Genomic DNA, 24,478 nt, shown 5'->3' with positions numbered 1-24,478 from the left:
ACAAAGTGAGGCCTGCCTTATGTGTGGAATTGTTGGTTTGTATTTGAAGAACCCGGCGCTGGAGTCGCAGCTCGGCAAGCTCTTCGAGCCGATGCTCGAAGCCATGACCGATCGCGGTCCGGACAGTGCAGGTTTTGCCATTTATGGCGATGAAGTGGCTGATGGCTGGGTCAAGCTGACCTTGCAAGCCACCACCGAAGGCTATGACTTCGCCGGGTTGGTCGATGGCGTGAAGAGCAAATTGGATGCCGAGCTGGACTGGTTTCAGAACGCCAGCGCCATCGTGCTGAAAATCAAGGCTGAAGAAGCCGCAGTACGTACCGTACTGGCCGAGCTGGCGCCGAGCGTGCGCATCATGAGCGCCGGGCAGAGCATCGAGATCCTCAAGGGCATGGGCTTGCCACGGGAAATTTCCGAGCGCTTCGGCCTGGCCGGCATGAAGGGTAGCCACATCATCGGCCACACTCGCATGGCCACTGAAAGTGCGGTGACCATGGAGGGCAGCCACCCGTTCTCCACCGGTGCTGACCTGTGTCTGGTGCACAACGGTTCGTTGTCCAACCACTTCCGTCTGCGCCAGGAGCTGCGCCGTGAAGGCATCAACTTCGAGACCGAGAACGACACCGAAGTGGCCGCCGGTTACCTGGCCTGGCGCCTGCAACAGGGCGATTCCCTGAAACAGGCCTTGGATAACTCGCTGGAAGCCCTCGACGGTTTCTTTACCTTCGCCATCGGCACCCGCAACGGCTTTGCCGTGATCCGTGATCCGATTGCCTGCAAGCCCGCGATCCTCGCCGAAACCGAGGACTACGTGGCCATGGCTTCGGAGTATCAGGCGCTGTCGAGCCTGCCGGGGATCGAAAACGCCAAGGTCTGGGAACCTGTTCCCGCCACCATGTACATCTGGGAACGCGAGTCGGCTTAAGGAGCACGCATTATGAAAACCATCGATCTGTCCAGCGCCAGCGTGCGTGATCTGAACCAGGCTCTGCATGACCAGGCCAAAACTGTCGAAGAGCGCGAGTGGCTGGTGACTCATCCCAACGGCGCGCATAACCTGGCGGTGGGCGTCAACGAAGCCATCTCCATCGATATCCAGGGCCACGCCGGCTATTACTGCGCCGGGATGAACCAGAAAGCCTCGGTCACCGTGCACGGCAATGTTGGCGTCGGCTGCGCCGAGAACATGATGAGCGGCTACGTGCGGGTCAAAGGCAGCGCCTCCCAGGCAGCCGGTGCCACCGCCCACGGCGGGCTGCTGGTCATCGAAGGCGATGCCGGCGCGCGTTGCGGGATTTCCATGAAGGGCATCGACATTGTGGTCGGTGGCAGCATCGGCCACATGAGCTGCTTCATGGGCCAGGCCGGGCGCCTTGTGGTGTGCGGCGATGCCGGTGATGCGTTGGGCGACTCGTTGTATGAAACCAAAATCTTCGTCAAAGGCAGCGTCGAGTCACTGGGCTCTGACTGCATCGAGAAAGAGATGCGCGCCGAGCATATCGAAGAGTTGCAGGCGCTGCTCAACCGCGCCGGTTTCAAGGAGAACGCCGCCGATTTCAAACGCTACGGCTCGGCGCGCCAGCTGTACAACTTCAAAGTCGACAACGCCAGCGCGTACTGATCAGGAGCACTAACCATGACCGAGTTTTCCAATTCCAAAGCCCAGGCTCCGGTCCTGCGCGAGTCGGCCACCTTCGATCGCCTGACCATCCAGGAAATCCAGCGCGCCGCCGAAACCGGCATCTATGACATTCGTGGCGGCGGCACCAAGCGCAAGCTGCCGCACTTCGATGACCTGCTGCTGCTCGGCGCCAGCGTGTCGCGCTATCCGCTGGAAGGCTACCGCGAGAAATGCGGCACCGACGTGATCCTCGGTAACCGTTTCGCCAAGAAACCGTTGCACCTGAAGATTCCGGTGACTATCGCTGGCATGAGCTTCGGCGCGCTGTCGGCCAATGCCAAGGAAGCGCTGGGCCGTGGTGCCAGCATTGCCGGCACCAGCACCACCACCGGCGACGGCGGCATGACCCCGGAAGAACGCGGCCAGTCGCAGCACCTGGTTTACCAGTACCTGCCGTCGCGCTACGGCATGAACCCGGATGACCTGCGCAAGGCCGATGCCATCGAGATCGTGCTGGGGCAGGGCGCCAAGCCGGGCGGTGGCGGCATGCTGCTGGGCATGAAAGTCACCGAGCGGGTCGCGGGCATGCGTACCCTGCCGATCGGCGTCGACCAGCGCTCGGCCTGCCGTCACCCGGACTGGACCGGCCCGGACGATCTGGCGATCAAGATCGCCGAGATCCGTGAAATCACCGACTGGGAAAAACCCATCTACGTGAAAATCGGCGCCAGTCGTCCTTACTACGATGTGAAACTGGCAGTCAAAGCCGGTGCCGACGTGATCGTGCTCGACGGCATGCAGGGCGGCACCGCTGCGACTCAGGAAGTGTTTATCGAACACGTCGGTATCCCGATCCTGCCGGCCATCCCGCAAGCGGTTCAGGCCCTGCAGGAAATGGGCATGCACCGCAAAGTGCAATTGATCGTCTCCGGCGGGATTCGTAATGGTGCAGACGTCGCCAAGGCCATGGCCCTGGGCGCTGATGCGGTGGCCATCGGTACGGCTGCTCTGGTGGCGCTGGGTGACAACCATCCGCGGCTGGACGAAGAGCTGAAGAAGATCGGCTCGGCCGCCGGTTTCTACGACGACTGGCAGAACGGCCGCGACCCTGCGGGCATCACCACCCAAGACCCGGAACTGGCCAAACGTCTGGACCCGGTCGAAGGCGGGCGCCGCCTGGCAAACTATTTGCGTGTATTGGTGCTCGAAGCCCAGACCATGGCCCGCGCCTGCGGCAAGAGCCACCTGCACAACCTCGACCCCGAGGACCTGGTGGCTCTGACCGTCGAATCGGCCGCCATGGCCCGCGTACCGCTGGCCGGCACCAGCTGGATTCCGGGTTCGCAGTATTGATTCGGTGATCCCTTTGTGGGAGCGAGCAAGACGGATCGCCGCCCGGTCGCTCCCACAAATGATCGGCATCACATCCAGAGAGGCCGCAAAGGCCCGTTTTCCAAACAACATTCCCCGCTGCCAGACACTTTCCATTACCCCGCAGGAGCGTTGAAGATGGTTAATCGTCTACCTGGCAAATCCCTTCTTGCAGCACTGGCGCTGGGCGCCTGTATTCCTTTGGCCCAGGCGGCCGAAACCCCGACCCTCAATACCGGCAGCACCGCGTGGATGATCACCGCCGCGGTGCTGGTGCTGTTCATGTGCCTGCCCGGCCTTGCCCTGTTCTACGGCGGGCTGGTACGTGCCAAGAACATGCTCTCGCTGTTCACCCAGTGCTTTGGCATCGCCGGGCTGGTCGGTGTGTTGTGGGTGCTTTACGGCTACAGCCTGGTGCTGGACACCACCAATATGGTCGCCGGGGAGGTGACCTTTAATAGCTTCGTCGGCAGCCTGAACCGCGCTTTTCTGGCCGGCCTGACCCCCGACAGCCTGGTCGGCGAAATCCCCGAAGGTGTCTTCATCACCTTCCAGATGACCTTCGCCATCATCACCCCGGCGCTGATCGCCGGGGCCTTTGCCGAGCGCATGAAATTCTCCGCCGCGCTGCTGTTCATGGCGCTGTGGTTCACCCTGGTTTACGCCCCGGTGGCGCACATGGTCTGGGGCGGCGGCGGGGCGGTGATGCACAACTGGGGCGTGCTTGATTACGCCGGTGGTACCGCTGTGCACATCAACGCCGGGGTCGCGGCACTGGCTGCCTGCCTGGCACTGGGCAAACGCAAAGGCTACAAGAATGAACCCATGCCGGCACACAACCTGAGCCTGACCATGGCCGGCGCGGCGATGCTCTGGGTCGGCTGGTTCGGCTTTAATATCGGCTCCGGCGGCGGCCTTTCCGGGTTGTCCGGGATGGTGATGATCAACACTCAGGTCGGTGCGTGCGCCGGGATCATTGGCTGGATGTTCAGCGAGTGGCTCAAAGCCGGCAAACCCAGCGCGCAAGGGCTGGCCTGCGGCGCGCTGGCCGGCCTGGTCGGCATCACCCCGGCCTGCGCCTACGTCGGTGTCGGTGGTGCGCTGGTGATTGGCCTGCTGTGCGGCGTGTGCTGCTACCTGGGCGTCACCGTGCTGAAGAAACGCCTCGGCTATGACGACAGCCTCGACGTCTTCGGCCTGCATGGCATTGGCGGGATTGTCGGCGCGGTGCTGACCGGGGTGTTCTGCGTGCCGGCACTGGGCGGTTTGGTGCCGGACGCCAACATGCTCGATCAAGTGATCGCACAGATAAAAGGCGTGGCGCTGACTGTGGTGTATTGCTTCGTGGTCAGCTGGGCGATCCTCAAGGTGGTCAAGGCACTGGTCGGTTTGCGCGCCGATGACTCGACCGAAGAGCTGGGCCTGGATCTGGGCGAGCATAACGAGCGGGCGTATAACCACTGAGTTCAGGGATAGCCGCCTTGCACCCATGCAAGGCGGCCAGGTTCTCCTTTTCAAGTCCTTCAACGAGTGGAACGCCGCCCGCGCTGGCGCGATTTTGGGGCGCAACCCGCAGGGCCTCGGCGCGGTTGTGATGAAACGGCAACAGACCAGGAGTCAGTACTCAGTCGGGCTGGTGGTTGATCTGCAAGCGTGTGGCCAGGCTGGCCAGTCGTTTGTCCAGCGTCCACAAATGCGCCCGAGTGATCAAGGCTGATGCCAGCAGTGTCATGTCCACCAGCCCGCACCCCAAACCGTAGAGCTTGTGCTGCTCCACGAAAGTCATTACTTCGGTCCATGTGGGTTGCTGGCAGTGCTTCAAACTGGACAGATCTGCCAGCGTTCGAGTCCGCTCAGGTGGTGTACCGCACGCCAGTTCACCCATAACCATGGGGTGGATCAGCACCCGGTCCTGTTGAAGCAAGTTCGAAAGGCCCGGGTTGTAGCTGCGAAAGTGAGCCACCCAGATAGAGGTATCGATAAGCACATCCATCATTCGGATGCATCACTTCGACGGGGGATATCCTCCATTGAGGGCATTGCAGAGCCAAGGGCTGCCAAACGCTTTGCTGCCTGAATACGGACAAACATCTGCACGGCCTCACGAAAAAGCTCGGCCTTGTCCATATTAGGGTCTGCGACTTCAAGGGCACGTTCATACAAGGCGTCATCAATCGTAACGGTCGTTCTCATGATCAAGCTCGCATCTGTCATCAATAATGATGCAATTCTACATCAGCCTTGATGAGGTCGGGGGCATCTCTGTCAACGTTAGACGCTCGACAGGCTGTTGAAAAACGACCTGCTGGCTGAGGGCGTACGGCGCTCAGTCTCCCACAAAAAAGCCGGGCATCGCGCCCGGCTTTTGCGTCACTCAGCGTATCTCAACGAAACGCCGGCACCACGTGCTGGATGAACAGCTCCAGCGATTTCTTCTTCTCGGCGTGCGGCAGGCTGTTGTCGCACCAGAAGCTGAACTCGTCGACACCCAGTTCCTGGTAGTAACGAATACGTTTGATGATTTCTTCCGGGGTGCCGATCATGGTGTTTTTGCGGATGTTCTCCAGTTCGAACTCCGGGCGCTCGGCGAATTTCGATTCCGGGCTTGGCTCCAGAAAGCCGTTGACCGGTACGGTCTTGTTACCGAACCAGGCGTCAAAGGTGCGGTAGAACTTGTTGATCGCGGCGGCGCCGACTTTCCAGCCGTCCGGGTCATCTGCGCCGTGCACGTGGGTGTGGCGCAGCACCATCAGTTGCGGGCGTGGCACGTCCGGGTTGTTGTCCAGCGCGGCCTGGAATTTGTTTTTCAGGTCCAGGACTTCTTCGTCGCCTTTCATCAGCGGCGTGACCATCACGTTGCAGCCATTGGCAACCGCGAAGTTGTGCGAGTCCGGATCGCGGGCGGCGATCCACACCGGTGGAGTGTTGACCGGCTTGGGGATGCTGGTGGAGGTCGGGAATTTCCAGATCTCGCCGTCGTGGGCGTAGTCGCCTTGCCACAGGGCCTTGACCACCGGAACCATCTCACGCAGGGCCTTGCCGCCTTCGGTGGCGGGCATGCCGTTGGCCAGGCGGTCGAACTCGACCTGATAGGCGCCACGGGCCAGACCCACTTCCATGCGACCGTTGCTGATCACGTCGAGCAGGGCGCATTCACCGGCCACCCGGATCGGGTGCCAGAACGGCGCGATGATGGTGCCGGCGCCCAGGTGGATGGTCGTGGTGCGCGCTGCCAGATACGCGAGGATCGGCATCGGGCTTGGCGAGATGGTGTATTCCATGGCGTGGTGTTCGCCTACCCAGACGGTGCTGAAACCGCCTTTTTCGGCCAGCAGGGTCAACTCGGTCAGGTCATCGAACAACTGCCGGTGGCTGACTTGCTCGTCCCAGCGTTCCATATGCACGAACAACGAAAATTTCATGACATTACCTCGGTCTTGGCGCCCGACAGTGAGTGGGGAAGGGCGGATCTGTATTTTTTGGTATACCGTAATATCGAATGCTGATGCAGATCAAGCCGCCGTGGGCAGGGCACCCATTTTGCCCAGGCAATACACCATTGGTGCGACGGGCTGCTCAGGCAGGATCAGGTTCTTCACTGCGCCAACCATGATCGCGTGATCGCCACCTTCGTATTCGCGCCACAGCTCGCATTCAATGATCGCCGTAGCACCGGCCAGCAATGGATTGCCCAGTTCGCTCAAGCTCCACTCGATGCCTTCAGCCTTGTCTTTGCCCTTGCGCGCGAAGGCATAAGCTTCGGTTTTCTGCTCGCTGCCGAGCAGGTGAATGGCAAAGCGTTTGTTCTTGATCAGTACAGGATAGGAGTCGGAGCTGTAATTGGGGCAGAACAACACCAGGGCCGGTTCCAGGGACAGCGCGCTGAAGGCGCTGGCAGTCAGCCCGACCACTTGGCCATCATCATCCAGGGTGGTGATGACGGTAACGCCGGACGGGAAGGAGCCCATGACGTTCTTGTAGACATTCGGGTCGATCATTGGATACCTCTCGTTGGAGACCGCTGGGGGCACGCTGGTGGACGGGGCCGAAGCAGATTGTTGTCTGTCTGATGGTATACCGTAATACTTAATTCGCAAGTGTTTTTGTTGCATCGCTTGTCTGAGCCTGACGCTGCAATTGGGCTGTATGCCTTGATATTGCTGACCTGCACCGTTGTTTGCGGCCGCTTCTGACGCTTGACAGGCGCCTGTTGAGGGGCCGAAAGATGGCCGGTAGGGGGTTGTGTGTATGTGGCATACCATAATATGGTGTTATCAGCGCAATGAATGGCACGAATGACACCTTCACTGCCTCACACTCATTCCGGCCCTGTTTAAGCAGGGCGCTGCATGGTTTGGCTCTGCACAACAACAAATTCAGGCGAGACGATGTTTCTTCACTTTTACCCAATGGTGCCGGTCACCACGCTGCCCAGCGTTATTCGATTCGTAACGGATTTCTCAACTGCCAAGAGTCTGCGCACCCTCAGTGCGTAAGGCGTCGGGCCTGCCGCTTTTCTAAGCCCGGATGATTGAGCCTCGTCGGCCTGCCATATGCAGGTCGTGGCCCGGCTCGTCCGGAAAAAGCCGCAGGGCCTGATGGGTTTGTCATCTGGCGCCCGCCACGGCGTCGGCCATCGGTTTCGAGATAGCGACTATGTCCAAGCACAACACGCCCCAGCAAAACCCACATGACAGCGGCAGCGCGCCGCTGATCGAAAACCACACCGTTGATTACGTTCCCCCGGCAGAGCGCCACGGCAAGGCTCGCGACCTGTTCACCCTGTGGTTCAGTACCAATATTGCGCCACTGCCGATCGTCACCGGCGCGATGGCCGTGCAGGTGTTTAACCTCGACTTTTTCTGGGGGCTGCTGGCGATTGTGCTGGGTAACCTGATCGGCGGCGTGGTCATCGGTCTGGCTTCGGCGCAGGGCCCGCAACTGGGCATCCCGCAAATGGTCCAGAGCCGGGGCCAGTTCGGTCGTTACGGCGCGTTGCTGATCGTGTTCATCACCGCGCTGATCTACGTCGGCTTCTTTATCTCCAACATCGTCCTGTCGGGCAAGTCGATCCAGGGCCTGGCACCGTCAGTGTCGATGCCCACCGGCATCCTGATCGGCGCACTGAGCGCTACCGCCATCGGCGTGATCGGCTATCGGTTCATTCACACCCTCAACCGGATCGGCACCTGGGTGATGGGCGCGGCGCTGTTGGCCGGCTTCAGCATGATCTTCCTGCAAGAGTTGCCGGATGACTTCTTCATTCGTGGCGGCTTCGATGCCGCCGGCTGGATCGCCACCTTGTCGCTGGGCATCATCTGGCAAATCAGCTTCTCGCCATATACCTCGGATTACTCGCGCTACCTGCCCAAGGAAATCGGCATCGGCAAACCGTTCTGGGCTACCTACTTCGGTGCCAGCCTGGGCACTATCGCCTCGTTCAGCTTCGGCATGGTCGCAGCATTGGCCACCCCGCAAGGCACCGAAGCCATGGCGGCGGTCAAGCAATCCACCGGCTGGCTGGGGCCGATCCTGATGGTGCTGTTTCTGCTCAACATCATCAGCCACAACGCCTTGAATCTGTATGGCGCGGTGCTGTCCATCGTCACCTCGATCCAGACCTTCGCTGCGCAGTGGACGCCGAGCATCAAGCTGCGCGTGGTGTTGTCGACGATCATTCTGGTGGGTTGCTGCCTGGTGGCGGTCAGCGCCTCGGGCGACTTTATCAGCAAGTTCATCGGCCTGATCCTGGCACTGCTGATCGTGCTGGTGCCGTGGGCGGCGATCAACATCATCGACTTCTACCTGATCAAGCGCGGCGTGTACGAGATCGAGTCGATCTTCCGCAATGACGGCGGCATCTATGGGCGCTTCAACCCCCACGCGATCATCGCTTACGCCATCGGCATCCTGGTGCAACTGCCATTCGCCAACACCTCGCTGTACGTCGGCCCATATGCCAACTACATCGAAGGCGCCGACCTGTCGTGGCTGGTCGGTCTGGTGGTCACTGCGCCGCTGTATTACTGCCTGGCCACGCGCAGTAAAAGCGAAGCCAGTCGGGCTGCACGGTTGCGGTACAACGACTGAGTGGATCATCCCGCCCAAGGGCGCCCCGGCCGTGTTGCCGGGACTCGGGAATGGGTCGTGCAGCCACTGTATGCCCCCGGTGGGAGCGACCTTGCTCGCGAAGACGGCGGCACATTCGCTACAAATGCTGTGACTTTAACGGCCTCTTCACGAGCAAGCTCGTTCCCACAGAGGTTTGCGGCGCTTAATTGAACAGTATTGGCTTTAGCCGCAATACTGTTCAGTTAGACGAAGTGAATGCTGGCCGAGCTATCCTCCTGTAAATGGCTCAGGAGGACACGCCTGTGGCTCGGACACGCAAATGCCTTCCAGACTCCCTCGATCTGGCTCATTTGATCAGTGCAGGTGTGTTGATAAACAGCTGTCCTCGTACCTTGATCGACGAAGTTCTCAAACAAACAGGACGCGGCAGCCAACGTGAACGTCTGTTAACTGCCCCCACCGTTGTCTATTACGTAATGGCCATGGCGCTTTGGCGTGACGCTCCGCTCGAAGAGGTTTTACGGATCGTCTGTGAGGGCGCGAACTGGCTCAATATTGGCGCCGGAGCTCATCCTCACAACCTCCAACTACCCACCAAATCGGCGATTTCGGCCGCCCGCAACCGGCTAGGTGCCAAAGTCATGCAGGGTCTCGCACAACGGGTGCTACGCCCGCTGGCCACACCCGAGACCCGAGGTGCCTGGTATCGTGGTTGACGCTTGATGGGCCTTGATGGCACCGTCCTCGACGTGGCTGACGAGCAAGCCAACGCCGACTACTTTGGCTACCCGCCTTCATCGAGAGGTAGCAGTGCGTTTCCACAACTGCGGCTCGTCAACCTGGTCGAGTGCGGAACCCATGTCATCACGGCGGCCCAGCTTGGGAATTGCCGCCAGAGCGAGCAAACCCTGGCAGAGCGATTGTTGCCCGAACATCTTCGATCTGACGAGTTACTGATGGCCGACCGGGGCTTCTACAGCTTCAAGCTTTGGAGTTTGGCGACTCAGTGTGGAGGCAAATTGCTTTGGCGAGTCAAAAGTACCGTCAAGCTGCCAGTCGAAGAATGCCTCAGTGATGGCTCGTATTTGAGTACGACGTACGAACTCCATGGCCGAAACCGAAAAAACAGCCATCGCGTACGGGTCGTGGAGTTCACTCTGGTGGATGAGGAGGGGCAACTGGGTGAGCGCTACCGACTGGTGACCAATCTGCTAGTGCCTGAGGAAGCTCCTGCAGCAGAGTTGGCCGCCTTGTATCACGAGCGCTGGGAGGTCGAAAACGTCTTCGATGAACTCAAAACCCATTTGCGCGGAGCCAGCACGGTACTGCGCAGCAAGAAGCCCGAACTGGTCAAGCAAGAGATGTGGGGTTTTCTACTGGCACATTTTGCAATCCGCCAGTTGATGATCCAGGCGGCTGATAAGGCAGCGATCGACCCGGACAGGCTGGGTTTTACGAACGCCGTGTGGGTAGTCAGAAGGAAGCTGCCGCAAGCGGCAGCTTTTCCCCCCTGAGCACGTCGAACTTTGGCGTGAATCGGTTTTGAAAGAGATCTTGCGCGGCAAGTGCATCAGCAGTCGAGGCAAGGCCAATCCGCGAGGCGTTAAGCGCAAGATGAGCGGCTATCCCGTCCGACGACGAGGACAGCCCCTCAATCGGCCATGTAGTCAAGTACCCATTTTTGCTTAAGTGAACAGTATTGGCTTTAGCCCCGAAGCTTTAAGCCCTGAAGCTTTCAGGGCCCTTCGCGGATAAATCCGCTCCTGCAAACCGTCGGGATCAGAACTGGCCTTTGAGACTCAGCACGAAGTTGCGCGGCTCACCATACAGGTTGCCGTAGCCACTGGACGAGACGGTGCTGTAATAGGTCTTGTCGAACAGGTTGTTGCCGTTCAGGGCCAGCGTCCAGTGCTCGTCGAGCTTGTAGGCCGCGCGCGCTGAGTAGATCGTATAGCCGCCTTCGACGTAGGAGTAGTCCAGCGACTGTGTGCCACCCAGCGGCACGACGCTGCCGGCCTCGCTTTGCGCGCTCTGGGCCAGGACCCCGGCGCCGATGCTGAGTTTGGGCAGGCTCTGCAAGCGGTAGTCGCTCCACAGCTTGAACAGGTGCCGTGGGGTGTGGCTGCTGAAACGCGCGTCGCCTTCGCGCTTGTTCTCGTTGGCGTTGTAGGTGTAGCCCATGGCGACCTGCAAGCCCGGCAGCACTTCGCCGTTGAGTTCCACTTCAAAGCCCTGGCTCAACTGGTAGCCATTACCGATGTAGCAGCACGAGGTCACGCTGCCCCACTGGCGTGGGTAGCTGGTGTCTTGCTGGCCTTCGCCTTTCTTCTCGATGCGGTACAGGGCGAAGCTGCCAAGCAGTTTGCCGTCGGCCATTTCGCTCTTGATGCCGATCTCGTAGTTGGTGCCGGTCATCGGCTCCAGCGCCTTGCTGCCCGGCGGCGGGCCTTGCAGCAGGGTGGACTGGGTCTTGTAGATTTCGGCATGGCTGGCGTACAGGCTGACGCTCGGGGTCAGTTCGTAGACGATGCCGTAATAAGGAACGAACTGGCTGTCGACGTCCAGCGACGACAGTTTCTGGCCGGTGGCGCCGACGTACTCGGTGTCTTCCTTGAGGGTGTAGCGGCCGCCGACGATCAGCGATAACTCGTCGGTCGGGCGAATCCGCAGCGAGGTGTACGAACCCACCTTGCGGATGTCGGTCGAGGTGTCCGGGAAGCTCTCGGCGGTCGGGAAGTAGGCCGGCAGGGTCGGCGCAAAAATCGTGTCTGAGTACAGGTAGTTCCAGTAGCTGCCGCCGCGGCTTTTGATCTTGGTTGCATCGATACCGACGGTCAGGTCGTGGCTATGGCCCAGCAGCTCGAAAGAGCCCTGCAGGTTGAGATCGAAGGTGGTCTGGGTATTGCGGTAGCTGTGCTGGTTGTTCCACCAGTCGCCGCCGGTGCCGGTGGCGCGATCGATGGGGTTTTCCAGCTCGACCACGTTCTGGTCATTCTGGTTGATGTTGTGGCGCAGGTTGGCCACCGCCTTCCAGTTGTCGCTCAGTTGCTGGTCGAGACGCACGAACAGTGTGGTGTTCTCGATATCGTTCCAGCTCCAGGGCGTGGTCATGTTGGTGCGCCGCGACAGGCCCAGGTCGCCGCCGTCGGCGTAGCGGCCGATGGTGTTGCGCACGCCATTGAGGTCATCGCGCTGATGGCTGAAACCGGCCAGCAGCAGGGTGTCGTCGGTGGCATCGAATTCGAACGAGGCGTAGTTGAGGTTGCGCTTCTTGTGGTCGTAGTTGACGAAGTTGCGCTTGTCTTCCAGTGCCGCGACATAGCGGCCACGCAGGCGGCCGTCCAGGCCCAGGGGGCCGGTGACGTCAATCTCTCCACGGTAGTTGTCCCAACTGCCCGCCGAGGTCTGCAGCTTGACCTGGTTGTAGGCCAGCGGCCGCTTGTACATCAGGTTCAGCACCCCGCCCGGCTCGCCACCACCGTACAGGCCATCGGCGCCGCGCAGCACGCCGACGCTGTCGAACTGCGCCAGGTCTTCATAACGGGCGCTGTCGAGCAGGGTAGAGGTCGCGCCACCCTGATAGCGCACGTCATTGATCGCGAAACCACGGGACAGGTAGGTGTTCTTCGCCCAGGCTTCCTGACGCGAGATGCCGGTCATCTGGTTCATCACCTGATCCATGCTCTTGAGCTGCTGGTCCTCCAGGCGCTGGCTGGTGATCACGGTCACCGACTGGGCGATGTCCTTGAGCTTTTGCGCACTTTTGCCGCCCATGGCGGTGGTGCCGGGCGCATAGCTGCCGGTGTTCTCGGTGCTTTCACCCAGGGCCTGGCCCTCGATGTTGGTGGCCGCCAGCTCTACGCCCGAAGCGCTGTCATGAGTGTCGACGGGCAGTGTTTCGGCCTGTAGCGGGCCGTGCAGCAGCATGCTGCTCAGGGCCAGGCAGACAGACAGGTGCAGGGACGTACGCCGGAAGGAGCGGGGAGGGAGCATGGGAGAGATCCGAATGTGAGTGCTAATTGTTTTCGGATGCGAATTATTTACATTTGAATTGCTTTTACAAGTGCTCCTTAACGAAATTTTTACAAAATGTTTTTTCTTGAGCGTAATACCACCCCCTATTGGTCGGCCTCAATTAATCAGACCGGGAAACCTCGGCGGGCAGTTCCTGCCCGCCAAGGGTCGCGGGTAATCAGCGAATGTCGGCGATCATGCGCCGTTGTTGGCGCTTTTCGGGGCCTTGGCAATGACCTTGATTTCAAAGTCGAACCCGTACAACCAGGTCACACCAACAGCGGTGATGGTCGGGTAGGGCGCCTCGCCCCAGTATTCGGGCACCACCTGCCAGATGGTTTCGAAGGTCGATTGCGGATCGACCATGAACACGGTGACATCCACCACGTCCTCGAAGCTGCCACCCGCGGCCTCAAGAATCGCATTGAGGTTGTCAAAGGCGCGACGCACCTGATTCTGCAAACCGGGTTGCGGCGAGCCGTCTTCACGGCTGCCGACCTGGCCGGACACGAACAGAAAACCGTTGGAACGAACCGCCGGCGAGTAGCGATTGCGCTCATAAAGGGCCTGGCGGCCAGCGGGGAAAACAACGTCACGTTGGGTCATGGGAAACTCCTGGGGATGAGCCGGAAAGCGATGTGCTGAAGGCCACTTTAGGTGGCGCCCCGGTGCGGATAAACTCGCAAACTCACCCATCACTGTTTGTAAATCGCAAACAATCAGGAGCGCTGATGGACCGTTTCGACGCGATGCTGGCCTTTGCCCGCGTAGTGGAAACCGGCAGCTTCACCAAGGCTGCCGACACCCTGCACCTGAGCAAGACCAGCGTGACCCAACTGATCCAGCAGCTTGAGGCGCGCTTGCGGGTGCGCTTGCTCAACCGCACCACGCGCAAGGTCAATGTCACCGCCGATGGCGCCGCCTATTACGAGCGCGTGGTGCGGCTGCTGGCAGATATGGACGATGCCGAAACCAGCCTGTCGAGCGCCGCTGCAGTGCCACGTGGACGGCTGCGGATCGATGTGCCCAGCCCGCTGGCGGCCAAGGTGTTGATCCCGGCCTTGCCAAGCTTTTACGCCCGTTACCCGGACATTCAACTGGACATGGGTGTCAGTGATCGCAAGGTCGACCTGATCGACGAAAACGTTGACTGCGTGGTGCGCGGCGGAGAATTGACCGATCAGTCGCTAATCGCGCGACGACTCGCTGACTTGCGGCTGGGCGTCTACGCCGCGCCGGCTTATTTGCAGCGCTTCGGCACCCCGGTGCACCCCCGTGAGCTGGAAGATAGCCGCCACCGGATCGTCGGTTACCTCTGGGCCCGCACCGGTAAACCCTTGCCCTATGCCATGCAGCGGGGCAACGAAAGCCTCAAGGTCCAAGGCCATCACGCGCTGGCGGTCGATGACGGGAATGCCTATCTGGCCGCCGGCCTGGCCGGGCTGGGTATTCTCTGGCTGCCGGAGTACATGGCGACAGCGCATGTGCAAAGCGGTGAGCTGATGCAGCTGTTCAGCGACTGGCAGCTCGACTCGATGCCGATGTACATCGCCTGGCCGCCGAACCGGCACGTCAGTGCCAAGCTGCGGATGTTCATCGAGTGGGTGGTTGAAATTGCGGGGGAGTGGACGCCGCCGGCTTTGAAATGATTTGTGACGCTCTGTTGACTTTGTTTGCCCGGCCCGCGCATGATCGCCGGGCAATCACTGCGCCACGGACTACCAATGCCTACCAGCCTTGACCACTCGCCGCTTTCCCGGGACCTCTGTCTCGCGGCGTGCGTGTGCGTGTCCGTTGCCAATAAATCCAAGAAACAGTCGCTCATTTGACCGGGGCGCGCTGTCCCGTCAGATGGGCTGACAGGACACCAAGGCGCCAGGCAGATACCCTCCCAGCACCCGCTCCCGCACCCTCCTGACGAGACCCGCCGGTCTACTCAAGGAGATTTTGCATGTCAGCTTTTCGTGGTATCTGGGTCGCTCTGGTCACACCCTTTCGTAACGATGAAATTGATTTTCCTGCCCTGCAGCACCTGGCTGGCAAGCTGCTCGACGATGGGGTTCGCGGCCTGGTGGTTTGCGGCACTTCCGGCGAGGCCGCAGCGCTCAGCCATGCCGAGCAACTGGCGGTGCTTGATGCGGTGCTTGAGCGGGTGCCGGCCGATCAGGTCATCATGGGCCTGGCCGGTAACAATCTGCGCGAGCTGCTGGCCTTTCAACAGGACATCCAGCAACGGGCGCTGGCTGGCCTGCTGGTCCCGGCGCCGTATTACATTCGTCCGTCCCAAAGCGGGCTGGAGTCGTTCTTCAAGACCGTGGCTGATGCTGCCACGGTGCCGGTGGTGCTTTACGACATTCCTTATCGCACCGGCGTGCGCATCGAGCGCGAGACGATCCGGCGGATCGTGCGCCATCCGCGTATTGCAGCGGTCAAGGATTGTGGCGGCGACCTGGACACCACCACTGTACTGATCGCCGATGGCAACGCCGAGATTCTCACCGGCGAAGACCTGCAGATCTTCAACAACCTGTGCCTGGGCGGTGCCGGTGCGATCTCGGTGTCAGCGCATATTCGTGCCGATCTGTATGTGCAGATGCAGCGTCAGCTCGACAACGGCGAACTGGCCGCCGCCCGCGCGACCTTCTACCGTCTGCGCGAGTGGATGCAGGCCGCGTTCTGTGAACCGAACCCGGCGCCGGTCAAAGCGGCCCTGGCATTGCAAGGTTTGCTGGCGCCTGACTTGCGTGCGCCGATGCAAGGCTGTTCAGTGGCGACGCGGGAGCGTCTGGCTGATGTGCTGGCGCAACTGGACCTCAAGCCGCGGATCTAAAACCGGTCAAACAGCTTCAGTCGGGCAGGGCAGCGGTCCTGCTCCTGATCTGTTGCAGGGCTCGCTGGTACACCGGGTGGCAGGGTTCAGGCAGATCTTGCTCCAGTGGTTGCCAGAAAAACTCAAAAACCCGGCCGCCATCGTCCGCGGTGGTAAAGCGCCAGTGCTCCGGCACTGGCCCGACAGCTTCGCAGCACTGCAAAGACCACAGTTGCCCATCAACGCCGCAAGGCCAGACGCCCAGGTCGCATTTGATCCGGGCGCCGGTAAGCCCCGATTCTTCCGCGAGTTCGCGCACGGCCGCCTGGGCTGCTGACTCATCAGGTTCAATACTGCCTTTCACCAGTTGGTAGCCGGCCAGCGGGTGCCGGAAAGCAAGGATCTGCACTTGTTCGCCCTGGCGCCGCAACAGCACCGGGCAAGCCTTGCCCGGCTTGTCCAATAGCATCTCAATGAACGGCGCCTTGCCGGCCAGGTATTGGCCCATACCGGCCGTGTTACTCGCTTCGAGTTCGAGCTTGAGCGCTTGATAACGCTGGCGCAGTACCGCGTCCGCACGCAACAGGTCGCGAAACCGCAGCACCCGTTCAATCTGCGGATGACCGGTTACGCAGATGTGCAATTTGTGAGTGCGCACACCGTCGACATTGCGGCGATAAAAATGATGCCCCGGTGTAAGGTCGCTGCCGCGTACATAGCCGAACCCGGCCAACACGGCATCACGCTGAGCTTCGTTACAGTGTTCACGGACTTCGATCAGTACGTCGATTTCCGGCTTGGCAGCCAGCCCTTCGACGGCGGTGCTGCCCACATGGTGGGTGGCAACATGCTCAGTACCGAAGGCTGCAGCAAGCTGTTCAAGGGTTGCTTGAAACAGCGTTGGCCAGCGATCGTCGTAGGGGGTAATGGTGCTGGTGAGTGCCATGCTGCGTCCTTGTATCGGCGGCCCATAAGAAGCGGGGCGCGATAGTAACGGCTCAGCGCGCATGGCGCACCTCTGTTTCAGGCCGCAAAGCCACCATCAATGGTCAGGTTGGCACCGGTGATATAGCCCGCTTCCGGCCCGGCCAGGTAGGCGACAAACCCGGCGATCTCTTCGGCGCTGCCATAGCGGTCCAGTGCCATCAGGCCCAGCAGGCCGGGCGCCATTTCACCGTTGGCGGGGTTCATGTCGGTGTCCACCGGGCCGGGCTGCACGTTGTTGACGGTGATGCCCCGTGACCCCAGATCACGGGCCATGCCTTTGACCAGACCGATAAGCGCCGACTTGCTCATGGCGTAGGTGGCACCCCCTGCGAAGGGCACGCGCTCGGCATTGGTGCTGCCAATATTGATGATTCGCCCGCCAGTGCCCATATGTTGCAGCGCCGCCTGGCTGGCGACAAACACGCTGCGTACGTTGATCGCCAGGGTGCGGTCGAAGTCGGCCAGCGGCAGCTCTTCGACCGAGCCCAAGGCCAGTACACCTGCGTTGTTGACCAGAATGTCGATCCGGCCAAAGGCTTCTGCTGTTTGTGCGACCGCCTCAATCACCGCTTCGGCGTCGGCGCTGTCAGCCTGAATGGCCAGCGCTTTGCCGCCAGCGGCAATGATTTCGTCCTCCAGCGCCTGGGCTTTGCTGGCCGAGCTGACGAAGGTGAAGGCGACGCTGGCGCCCTCGGCGGCGAGGCGTTTGACGATGGCTGCGCCGATGCCGCGTGAGCCGCCTTGAACCAGAGCGACTTTGCCGGCGATTGAAGGGCAATGAGTCATGGTTGTTCTCCTGAAAGGGTCAGGGCGATGCGCCCCGCAGTGAGTCAAGTATTGCGGGTGAATTACCAGCCCGGTAGACCATTAATCGCATGCTCTGAGTAAACCAGAAGTTTATGATCAGGCCGTGTTTGTCTTCTGCAAGGATCGGCCATGGAAACCTTTGGCAGCATCGAGAGCTTTATCCGGAGTGCCGAAGCCGGCAGTTTCGCCGAGGCCGCGCGGCGGCTGGGGCTGACTTCCGCTGCGGTCGGCAAAAATGTCGCTGGGCTGGAAGCGCGGCTTGGCGTGCGGCTGTTTCTGCGCAGCACCCGCCGACTGACCCTGACCGAAGCAGGGCGACGCTTTCTTGATGAGGTCGGTGGCAGTTTTGGTGTGATCCAGAATGCCGTGGCCAACCTGGCCAGCGCCGAGGGCCAGCCTGCCGGTACGCTCAAAGTGAGCATGGGCCTGATGTTCGGGCGGCTTTATGTGCTGCCGCTGCTGGGTGAGTTTTTGCAGCAGTACCCGGCGATCGTCGCTGACTGGCATTTCGATAACCGTCAGGTCGACCTGATCGGTCAGGGCTTCGATGCCGCCATCGGTGGCGGCTTTGAGCTACCGCCCGGTGTAGTGGCGCGTAAATTGGGACCGGCCCATCGCATTCTGGTGGCCGCCCCGGAGTATCAGCGCAAGAACCCGGTCGAACACCCGGATGATCTTGAAAACGCCGCCGGCATCCTGATTCGCTCGCCACAGACTGGCCGGGTACGCAGTTGGCCGCTGACTCACCGCAGCCCTCATCAAAATCAGGAGCAAAGCCCGCTACGCCTGAAGCCGCGCATGACCCTGAGCGACTCGGAAGCCGCCTGTGCCGCCGCCGAGCAGGGCCTTGGCATCGCGCTGGTGAGCCTGCCGTTTGCCTTGCCGTACCTGGAACGTCAGCGTCTGGTACGGGTACTGCCAGACTGGTATGTCGACGATGGCAATATTTCCCTGTACTACGCCGAGCACAAACTGTTGCCGGGCAAGACCCGCGCGTTCGTCGATTTCCTGCTGGAGCGGTTCAAGGCGCAGGGGTTGGCGCAGCGGTTCAGCGCCGTTTGAGGCCGTGACCATCGGGGCGCGACAAGCCCGCCGTTCAGGGTGGGGAAGGAGTGCCACAGAGCAAGCGCTTGAGCGGCAGCTCAGCTAGCTCCCGCAGGTTAACTACAAGGCCGCTGCACCACGAGCAGGCAGGCTGCGCGATAAGCGTGCGACTGGCCCGTGCAGAAACTCCAAAATCCCCCTTGTTATAAAGCTAAGTGGCTGAACTTAAAGCGTTTATAAGAACTGGCATTAGCGTTGCAATACAGATCCCAACTTGGATACAAGATGGAATCTCAGCATATGTCCCAGGCTTCTGCGCTTTACACCTTGGCTGATTGGCAACAGGCCTATCGCGACGCTCTGCAACCCGGCGCCTTGCTGCATGAGCTGCGCAACCGCTTGAGTGAAGACGACACGGCGTGGATCAGCCGGGTCAGTGCCGAACAGCTCGATGCGCAACTCGATCAGTTGCAGGCCCGGCTGGAGGCCGCGGGTGGGGATCGTAGTGCGCTGCCGTTGTATGGCGTGCCGTTCGCCATCAAGGACAACATCGATGCGGCCGGTTGGCCGACCACCGCCGCGTGCCCAGAGTTTGCCTATGCTGCGCAAACCGATGCCACGGTTGTGGCGCGGTTGCGCGCTGCCGGTGCGGTGTTGATGGGCAAGACCAATCTGGATCAGTTTGCCACCGGTCTGGTCGGCACCCGTTCGCCCTATGGCGCGGTGCCCAACAGTTTTGATCCGGACTACGTCAGCGGTGGTTCGAGCTCGGGCTCTGCCAGCGTGGTTGCCCGTGGCCTGGTGGCGTTTTCGCTGGGGACTGACACCGCAGGTTCTGGTCGGGTGCCGGCGGGCTTCAATAACATTGTCGGTCTCAAACCGACCAAGGGTCTGCTGCCCAACACCGGTTTGGTGCCGGCTTGCCGCACTGTCGACTGCATCTCGATCTTCGCCCTGACCGTCGATGACGCCGAAACCGTGCTCAAACTGGCCAGCGGTTATGACGCCGCCGACCCCTACAGTCGGCACAACCCCAACAGCGCGCCAGTCGCAATCGGCGCCAGGCCCAAGCTGGCAGTCCCGGCAACCCTGGAGTTCTTTAGCGACGAGCAGAGCAGGGTGCAGTTTCAGCAAGCGCTGGACCGGCTTCGCCAGTCAGGTGCCGAAATCAGCGAAATCGACTTCACCCCATTTAGCCGGTTGGCCGAGCAGTTGTATCTGGGCCCGTGGGTGGCTGAGCGAACCGTCGCGGTTGAAGGCGTGGATCCTGCGGCAATCGACCCGGTGGTACGCGGTATTGTCGAGGGCGGCAAACGCTACAGTGCCTGCGACGCCTACAAGGCTGAGTACCTGCGCGCCGAGCTGTCGCGGCAGATCAATGACAGCCTGGCCGGCTTCGATGCGCTGGTGGTTCCGACCGCGCCGACCATCCGCCGTATCGCCGAGATGGCCGAGGAGCCGGTGCTGTTCAACAGCCAGTTCGGCACCTACACCAACTTCACCAACCTGGCCGACCTCTCGGCGCTGGCCCTGCCTGCCGGGCTGCGCGATGACGGCTTGCCGGCCGGTATCACTTTGCTGGCGCCGGCCTGGCACGACCTGGCGCTGGTCAGCCTGGGCAAGCGCTGGCAGCAGGCCCAAGAGCTTACCTTGGGCGCCACTGGCGCTGCAAAGCCTGCGCCCGCGCCAGCCCTGCAAGCGCCGGGCTGTGTGCGTCTGGCAGTGGTCGGTGCGCACCTGACCGGCATGCCGCTGAACTTCCAGCTCACCCAGCGCAACGCGGTGCTGGTCGAGCAGACCCTGACCGCCAGCGATTACCGGCTGTATGCGTTGCCCGGCACCGTGCCGCCCAAGCCTGGGCTGGCGCGGGCCGAGCAGGGTGCGTCGATCATCGTTGAGCTGTGGGACATCCCGCTGGCGCGCTTTGGCGAGTTCGTCGCCGAAATTCCGCCGCCGCTGGGCATTGGCAACCTGCAACTGGCTGATGGCCGTTGGGTCAAGGGCTTCATCTGCGAACCGCTGGCGCTGCACAGCGCTACCGACATTACCGAACTCGGCGGATGGCGGGCATTCATTGCCAGCCGCAACAGTACACCCACCCCCAACGTCTGAGGCGCCTGTCATGTTCAATACCGTATTGATCGCCAACCGTGGCGAAATCGCTGTACGTGCCATCCGCACCCTCAAGCGTCTGGGCATCAAGAGCGTGGCGGTGTACGCCGATGCCGACCGCAATGCGGCGCATGTGCGCGACGCCGATGTGGCGATTGCCTTGGGCGGCGACAAACCTGCCGACAGCTACCTGCGTATCGACAAGATTCTCGCCGCCGCCAAGCAAACCGGTGCCCAGGCGATCTATCCGGGTTATGGCTTTCTGTCTGAGAGTGCCGAGTTTGCTGACGCCTGCGAGCAGGCCGGGATTGCCTTTGTCGGCCCGACCGCCGGCCAGATCCGTGAGTTTGGCCTCAAGCACCGTGCCCGTGAGCTGGCCGGCCAAGCCCAGGTGCCAATGGCCCCCGGCACCGGTCTGCTCGACAGCCTGGAGCAGGCGGTGCAAGCGGCGGAGCAGATCGGTTACCCGGTAATGCTCAAGACCACTGCCGGCGGCGGTGGTATTGGCCTGACTCGCTGTGCTGATGAGCCAGCGCTGCGCAGCGCCTATGACAGCGTCAAACGCATGGGCGAGCAGTTTTTCAGTGATGCCGGGGTGTTCCTTGAGCGCTTCGTCGATAAGGCCCGGCATGTCGAAGTGCAGATTTTTGGTGATGGTCAGGGGCAGGTGGTGGCCCTCGGCGAGCGCGATTGCTCGCTGCAACGGCGCAACCAGAAAGTAGTGGAAGAGACCCCCGCGCCCAACTTGCCCCAGGCCACCCGCGAGCGCCTGCATGCCGCCGCCGTGCAACTGGGGCAGTCAGTGGCTTATCGCAGTGCCGGCACCGTAGAGTTCATTTATGACCCTGCGCGGGACGATTTCTACTTTCTGGAGGTCAACACCCGCCTGCAGGTCGAGCACCCGATCACCGAGATGGTCACCGGCCTTGACCTGATCGAATGCATGCTGCAAGTCGCCGCCGGCAGCCCGCTGGATTGGGCAGCGCTGCGACGCGCCCCGCAAGGCGCAGCCATTGAAGTGCGGCTGTACGCCGAAGACCCGCTGAAGAACTTTCAGCCGAGCCCCGGTGTATTGACCGACGTGTACTTTCCGGACGATGTGCGGGTCGATGGCTGGGTCAGCACCGGCAGTGAAGTGTCGGCGTTCTATGATCCGATGATTGCCAAGCTGATCGTCAGGGGCGAGGACCGCGCCGATGCCATGGCGCGGATGCAAGCTGCACTGGCCGCGACCCGGCTGCACGGCATTGCCAGCAACCTCGACTATCTGCGCCAGGTGGTGGCCGACCCGCGGTTTGCCCGTGGTGATGTCTGGACCCGGCTGCTCGACGATTTCACTTTCAAGGCCAGTGTCATTGAAGTGCTGGAGCCGGGCACCTATTCCAGTGTTCAGGACTATCCAGGGCGGCTGGGCTACTGGGACATTGGCGTGCCGCCGTCAGGGCCCATGGACGATCAGGCGTTTCGCCTGGCCAACCGGATTGTCGGCAACCATGTCAGTGCCGCGGCGCTGGAGTTCACTCTGCAAGGGCCGACCTTGCGCTTTCACAGCGCAGCCCTGATCGCCCTGACCGGTGCCGATTGCCCGGCGACGCTGGACGGCGAGCCGGTCGCCTACTGGCAGCCGGTTTCCGTACAGGCCGGCCAGGTGCTCAAGCTTGGGCGTGCGCAATCGGGTTGCCGCACGTATCTGGCCGTGCGCAACGGTCTGGATGTACCGCTGTATCTGGGCAGCCGCTCGACCTTCGCGCTGGGCCAGTTCGGCGGGCATGCCGGGCGCACGTTGCGCACCGCCGACATGCTGGCCATCTCGCAGCCGGAACTGGCCGCCTGCACCACCCCGGCGCCGATCAGTGCGCCGCAGGCAGTGCATGCCAGCCTGATTCCGCACTACGGCAATGAGTGGGAAATCGGCGTGCTCTATGGCCCGCACGGAGCGCCGGATTTCTTTACCGCACAATCGATCGAGGCGTTCTTCGCCGCCGAGTGGGAGGTGCATTACAACTCCAACCGTCTTGGCGTGCGGCTGTCCGGTCCCAAGCCCGACTGGGCGCGCAGCGATGGCGGCGAGGCGGGCCTGCATCCCTCTAACGTGCATGACTGCGAGTACGCGATCGGCGCGATCAACTTCACCGGTGACTTCCCGGTGATCCTCACCAAGGATGGCCCGAGCCTGGGCGGGTTTGTCTGCCCGGTGACCATCGCCAAGGCCGAGCTGTGGAAGATCGGCCAGGTCAAACCCGGCGACAAGCTGCGCTTCAAACCCATCGGTTTTCAGCAGGCGCAGAGTTTGGAGCAGGCACAATTGGGCAGCCTCGAAGCCCTGGCCGCGATCAGCGCCGTGCCGTTGCCAGCCCCGGCCCTGCAACCGGCCGACACCGCGTCGGCGACCATTCTCGCCGAGCTGCCGGCCAGCGGCTCACGGCCACGGGCGGTGTATCGCCAGGCCGGTGACGCCTACATTCTGCTCGAATACGGCGACAACGTGCTGGACCTGGCGCTGCGGCTGCGCGTGCACCTGTTGATGGAAGCCCTCAAGGCCCGGCCGCTCAAGGGCCTGGAAGAGCTGGCGCCCGGCGTGCGTTCGTTGCAACTGCGCTACGACAGCCGCGTGCTGCACCAGAAGAGCCTGCTGGAGCACCTGCTGATGCTCGAAGAGGGGCTGGGCGACGTCTCGCAGCTCAAGGTGCCGACCCGGATCATTCATCTGCCGATGGCCTTCGAAGACAGCGCGACCCTCGGCGCCGTCCAGCGCTACCGCGAGACGGTGCGCAGTGAAGCACCGTGGTTACCGAATAACGTGGACTTCTTGCAGCGCATCAATGGCCTGGACAGCCGCGAGCAGGTGCGTGACATCCTGTTCCAGGCCAGCTACCTGATTCTGGGGCTGGGCGACGTGTACCTCGACGCCCCCTGTGCGGTACCGCTGGACCCGCGCCACCGGTTGCTCAGCTCCAAGTACAACCCGGCGCGGACCTTCACCGCCGAGGGCACGGTGGGCATCGGCGGCATGTACATGTGCATCTACGGCATGGACTCGCCCGGCGGCTATCAGCTGGTGGGCCGTACCCTGCCGATCTGGAACAAGTACGTGAAGAACCCGCAGTTCGCCAACGGCCAGCCATGGTTGCTGCACTTCTTTGACCAGGTGCGTTTCTACCCGGTCAGCGAAGCTGAACTCAATGAACAGCGCGAGGCGTTTCGTGAAGGCCGTGGCCAGATCCGCATCGAGCACAGCGAATTCGACTTCGCCGAGTACCAGCGCTTGCTGGCCGACAACGCCGAGAGCATTGCCGAGTTCCAGAGCCGGCAGAAGGCGGCGTTCGACAGCGAGGCGCAGTTGTGGCACGACGATGAGCCGCCGGTACTCCGAGCGGCGGCCGACAGCGAGGCTGATGCGCAGGACTATGAAGGCCATCTGGTCAGCGCCGAAATGTGCGGCAGTGTCTGGAAGGTGTTGGTCGAGCCGGGTCAGCACGTCGAGGCCGGTACGCCCCTGCTGGTGGTCGAGGCGATGAAGATGGAGCTGTCGGTGATCGCACCGGTGTCCGGAGTGGTCAAGGCCGTGCGTTGCCAGCCCGGCAAGGCGATCACGCCGGGCGATGCGCTGGTGTGGCTGGAACCGGGTGAGGCGGCCTGAC

At 61.7% G+C, this 24,478-nt stretch carries 18 protein-coding genes and 2 pseudogenes; 11 read left to right on the top strand and 9 right to left on the bottom strand.

The features are described 5' to 3' along the window. Positions 1 to 19 precede the first annotated feature (19 nt). The 4 genes from PSCI_RS24050 (at position 20) to PSCI_RS24035 (ending at position 4,456) form a co-directional block, all read left to right on the top strand. On the top strand, positions 20 to 925 hold the full coding sequence (locus PSCI_RS24050; RefSeq protein ID WP_045491852.1) for a class II glutamine amidotransferase: 906 nt from the start codon (positions 20 to 22) through the stop codon (positions 923 to 925). A gap of 12 nt (positions 926 to 937) precedes the next feature. Then, a complete protein-coding gene (locus PSCI_RS24045) occupies positions 938 to 1,621 on the top strand; it encodes a protein glxC (RefSeq protein WP_045491850.1) in 684 nt (227 codons plus the stop codon). 15 nt (positions 1,622 to 1,636) lie between these two features. Continuing rightward, the gene (locus PSCI_RS24040) at positions 1,637 to 2,974 is read left to right on the top strand and encodes an FMN-binding glutamate synthase family protein (RefSeq protein ID WP_045491848.1); all 1,338 of its coding nucleotides are present in this window, start codon (positions 1,637 to 1,639) and stop codon (positions 2,972 to 2,974) included. A gap of 156 nt (positions 2,975 to 3,130) precedes the next feature. Next, positions 3,131 to 4,456, top strand: coding sequence for an ammonium transporter (locus PSCI_RS24035; protein ID WP_052483507.1), 1,326 nt, complete (start codon positions 3,131 to 3,133; stop codon positions 4,454 to 4,456). Positions 4,457 to 4,616: 160 nt separating this feature from the next. Here the strand turns inward: PSCI_RS24035 and PSCI_RS24030 are convergent, their stop codons facing one another. The 4 genes from PSCI_RS24030 to PSCI_RS24015 all read right to left on the bottom strand — a co-directional run bounded on the left by PSCI_RS24030 (position 4,617) and on the right by PSCI_RS24015 (position 6,990). Continuing rightward, a complete protein-coding gene (locus tag PSCI_RS24030; protein WP_173426700.1) occupies positions 4,617 to 4,988 on the bottom strand; it encodes a type II toxin-antitoxin system VapC family toxin in 372 nt (123 codons plus the stop codon). Beyond that, a complete protein-coding gene (locus PSCI_RS24025) occupies positions 4,985 to 5,185 on the bottom strand; it encodes a type II toxin-antitoxin system VapB family antitoxin (RefSeq protein ID WP_045494840.1) in 201 nt (66 codons plus the stop codon). Before PSCI_RS24025 ends, PSCI_RS24030 begins: the two co-directional genes overlap by 4 nt. Before the next feature lie 191 nt (positions 5,186 to 5,376). Next, on the bottom strand, positions 5,377 to 6,414 hold the full coding sequence (locus PSCI_RS24020) for an LLM class flavin-dependent oxidoreductase (RefSeq protein WP_045491846.1): 1,038 nt from the start codon (positions 6,412 to 6,414) through the stop codon (positions 5,377 to 5,379). A 90-nt stretch (positions 6,415 to 6,504) separates the two neighbouring features. Further along, entirely contained in the window at positions 6,505 to 6,990 is a 486-nt protein-coding gene (locus tag PSCI_RS24015) for a flavin reductase family protein (protein ID WP_045491844.1), read from the bottom strand. 658 nt (positions 6,991 to 7,648) lie between these two features. Here PSCI_RS24015 and PSCI_RS24010 point away from each other — a divergent pair. Further along, complete coding sequence (locus PSCI_RS24010; protein WP_045491843.1) at positions 7,649 to 9,082, top strand: purine-cytosine permease family protein; 1,434 nt, start codon at positions 7,649 to 7,651, stop codon at positions 9,080 to 9,082. 263 nt (positions 9,083 to 9,345) lie between these two features. Beyond that, positions 9,346 to 10,578: pseudogene (locus tag PSCI_RS24005) on the top strand (IS4 family transposase). Positions 10,579 to 10,843: 265 nt separating this feature from the next. Here PSCI_RS24005 and PSCI_RS24000 read toward each other — a convergent pair. Both PSCI_RS24000 and PSCI_RS23995 read right to left on the bottom strand, forming a co-directional pair. Next, a complete protein-coding gene (locus tag PSCI_RS24000; protein ID WP_045491842.1) occupies positions 10,844 to 13,057 on the bottom strand; it encodes a TonB-dependent siderophore receptor in 2,214 nt (737 codons plus the stop codon). Between the two features lie 216 nt (positions 13,058 to 13,273). Continuing rightward, the gene (locus PSCI_RS23995; RefSeq protein WP_045491840.1) at positions 13,274 to 13,684 is read right to left on the bottom strand and encodes a RidA family protein; all 411 of its coding nucleotides are present in this window, start codon (positions 13,682 to 13,684) and stop codon (positions 13,274 to 13,276) included. A 125-nt stretch (positions 13,685 to 13,809) separates the two neighbouring features. Between PSCI_RS23995 and PSCI_RS23990 the strand changes: the two genes are divergently transcribed. Together PSCI_RS23990 and dapA are read left to right on the top strand one after the other, a co-directional pair. Then, positions 13,810 to 14,727 carry a LysR family transcriptional regulator gene (locus PSCI_RS23990; RefSeq protein WP_045491838.1) on the top strand — a complete coding sequence of 306 codons (918 nt, stop codon included), beginning with the start codon at positions 13,810 to 13,812 and terminating at the stop codon, positions 14,725 to 14,727. Between the two features lie 302 nt (positions 14,728 to 15,029). Further along, the gene (gene dapA / locus PSCI_RS23985; protein WP_045491836.1) at positions 15,030 to 15,908 is read left to right on the top strand and encodes a 4-hydroxy-tetrahydrodipicolinate synthase; all 879 of its coding nucleotides are present in this window, start codon (positions 15,030 to 15,032) and stop codon (positions 15,906 to 15,908) included. A 16-nt stretch (positions 15,909 to 15,924) separates the two neighbouring features. On the opposite strand, the gene PSCI_RS29905 is transcribed toward dapA, so the two are convergent. The 3 genes and pseudogenes from PSCI_RS29905 to PSCI_RS23975 form a co-directional block, all read right to left on the bottom strand. Beyond that, positions 15,925 to 16,356: an NUDIX hydrolase gene (locus tag PSCI_RS29905; RefSeq protein ID WP_231906620.1), complete on the bottom strand. Its 432-nt coding sequence runs from the start codon at positions 16,354 to 16,356 to the stop codon at positions 15,925 to 15,927. Further along, positions 16,348 to 16,833 (bottom strand): annotated as a pseudogene (locus PSCI_RS29900) (GrpB family protein); the annotation flags it as partial. The gene PSCI_RS29905 and the pseudogene PSCI_RS29900, both read right to left, overlap by 9 nt. Before the next feature lie 77 nt (positions 16,834 to 16,910). Next, positions 16,911 to 17,660 carry a 3-oxoacyl-ACP reductase family protein gene (locus tag PSCI_RS23975; RefSeq protein ID WP_045491834.1) on the bottom strand — a complete coding sequence of 250 codons (750 nt, stop codon included), beginning with the start codon at positions 17,658 to 17,660 and terminating at the stop codon, positions 16,911 to 16,913. A gap of 150 nt (positions 17,661 to 17,810) precedes the next feature. On the opposite strand from PSCI_RS23975, the gene PSCI_RS23970 reads away from it, so the two are divergent. The 3 genes from PSCI_RS23970 (at position 17,811) to uca (ending at position 24,477) form a co-directional block, all read left to right on the top strand. After that, positions 17,811 to 18,743, top strand: coding sequence for a LysR family transcriptional regulator (locus PSCI_RS23970; protein ID WP_045491833.1), 933 nt, complete (start codon positions 17,811 to 17,813; stop codon positions 18,741 to 18,743). 282 nt (positions 18,744 to 19,025) lie between these two features. Beyond that, a complete protein-coding gene (gene atzF, locus PSCI_RS23965) occupies positions 19,026 to 20,837 on the top strand; it encodes an allophanate hydrolase (protein ID WP_231906495.1) in 1,812 nt (603 codons plus the stop codon). A 10-nt stretch (positions 20,838 to 20,847) separates the two neighbouring features. Beyond that, a complete protein-coding gene (gene uca / locus PSCI_RS23960) occupies positions 20,848 to 24,477 on the top strand; it encodes an urea carboxylase (protein ID WP_045491831.1) in 3,630 nt (1,209 codons plus the stop codon). Position 24,478: the final 1 nt, after the last annotated feature.

This window comes from Pseudomonas sp. StFLB209 (assembly GCF_000829415.1).
Taxonomy (GTDB): domain Bacteria; phylum Pseudomonadota; class Gammaproteobacteria; order Pseudomonadales; family Pseudomonadaceae; genus Aquipseudomonas.
Note: the sequence above shows the minus strand (reverse complement) of the source record. Positions and strands in the feature narration are given on the sequence as shown.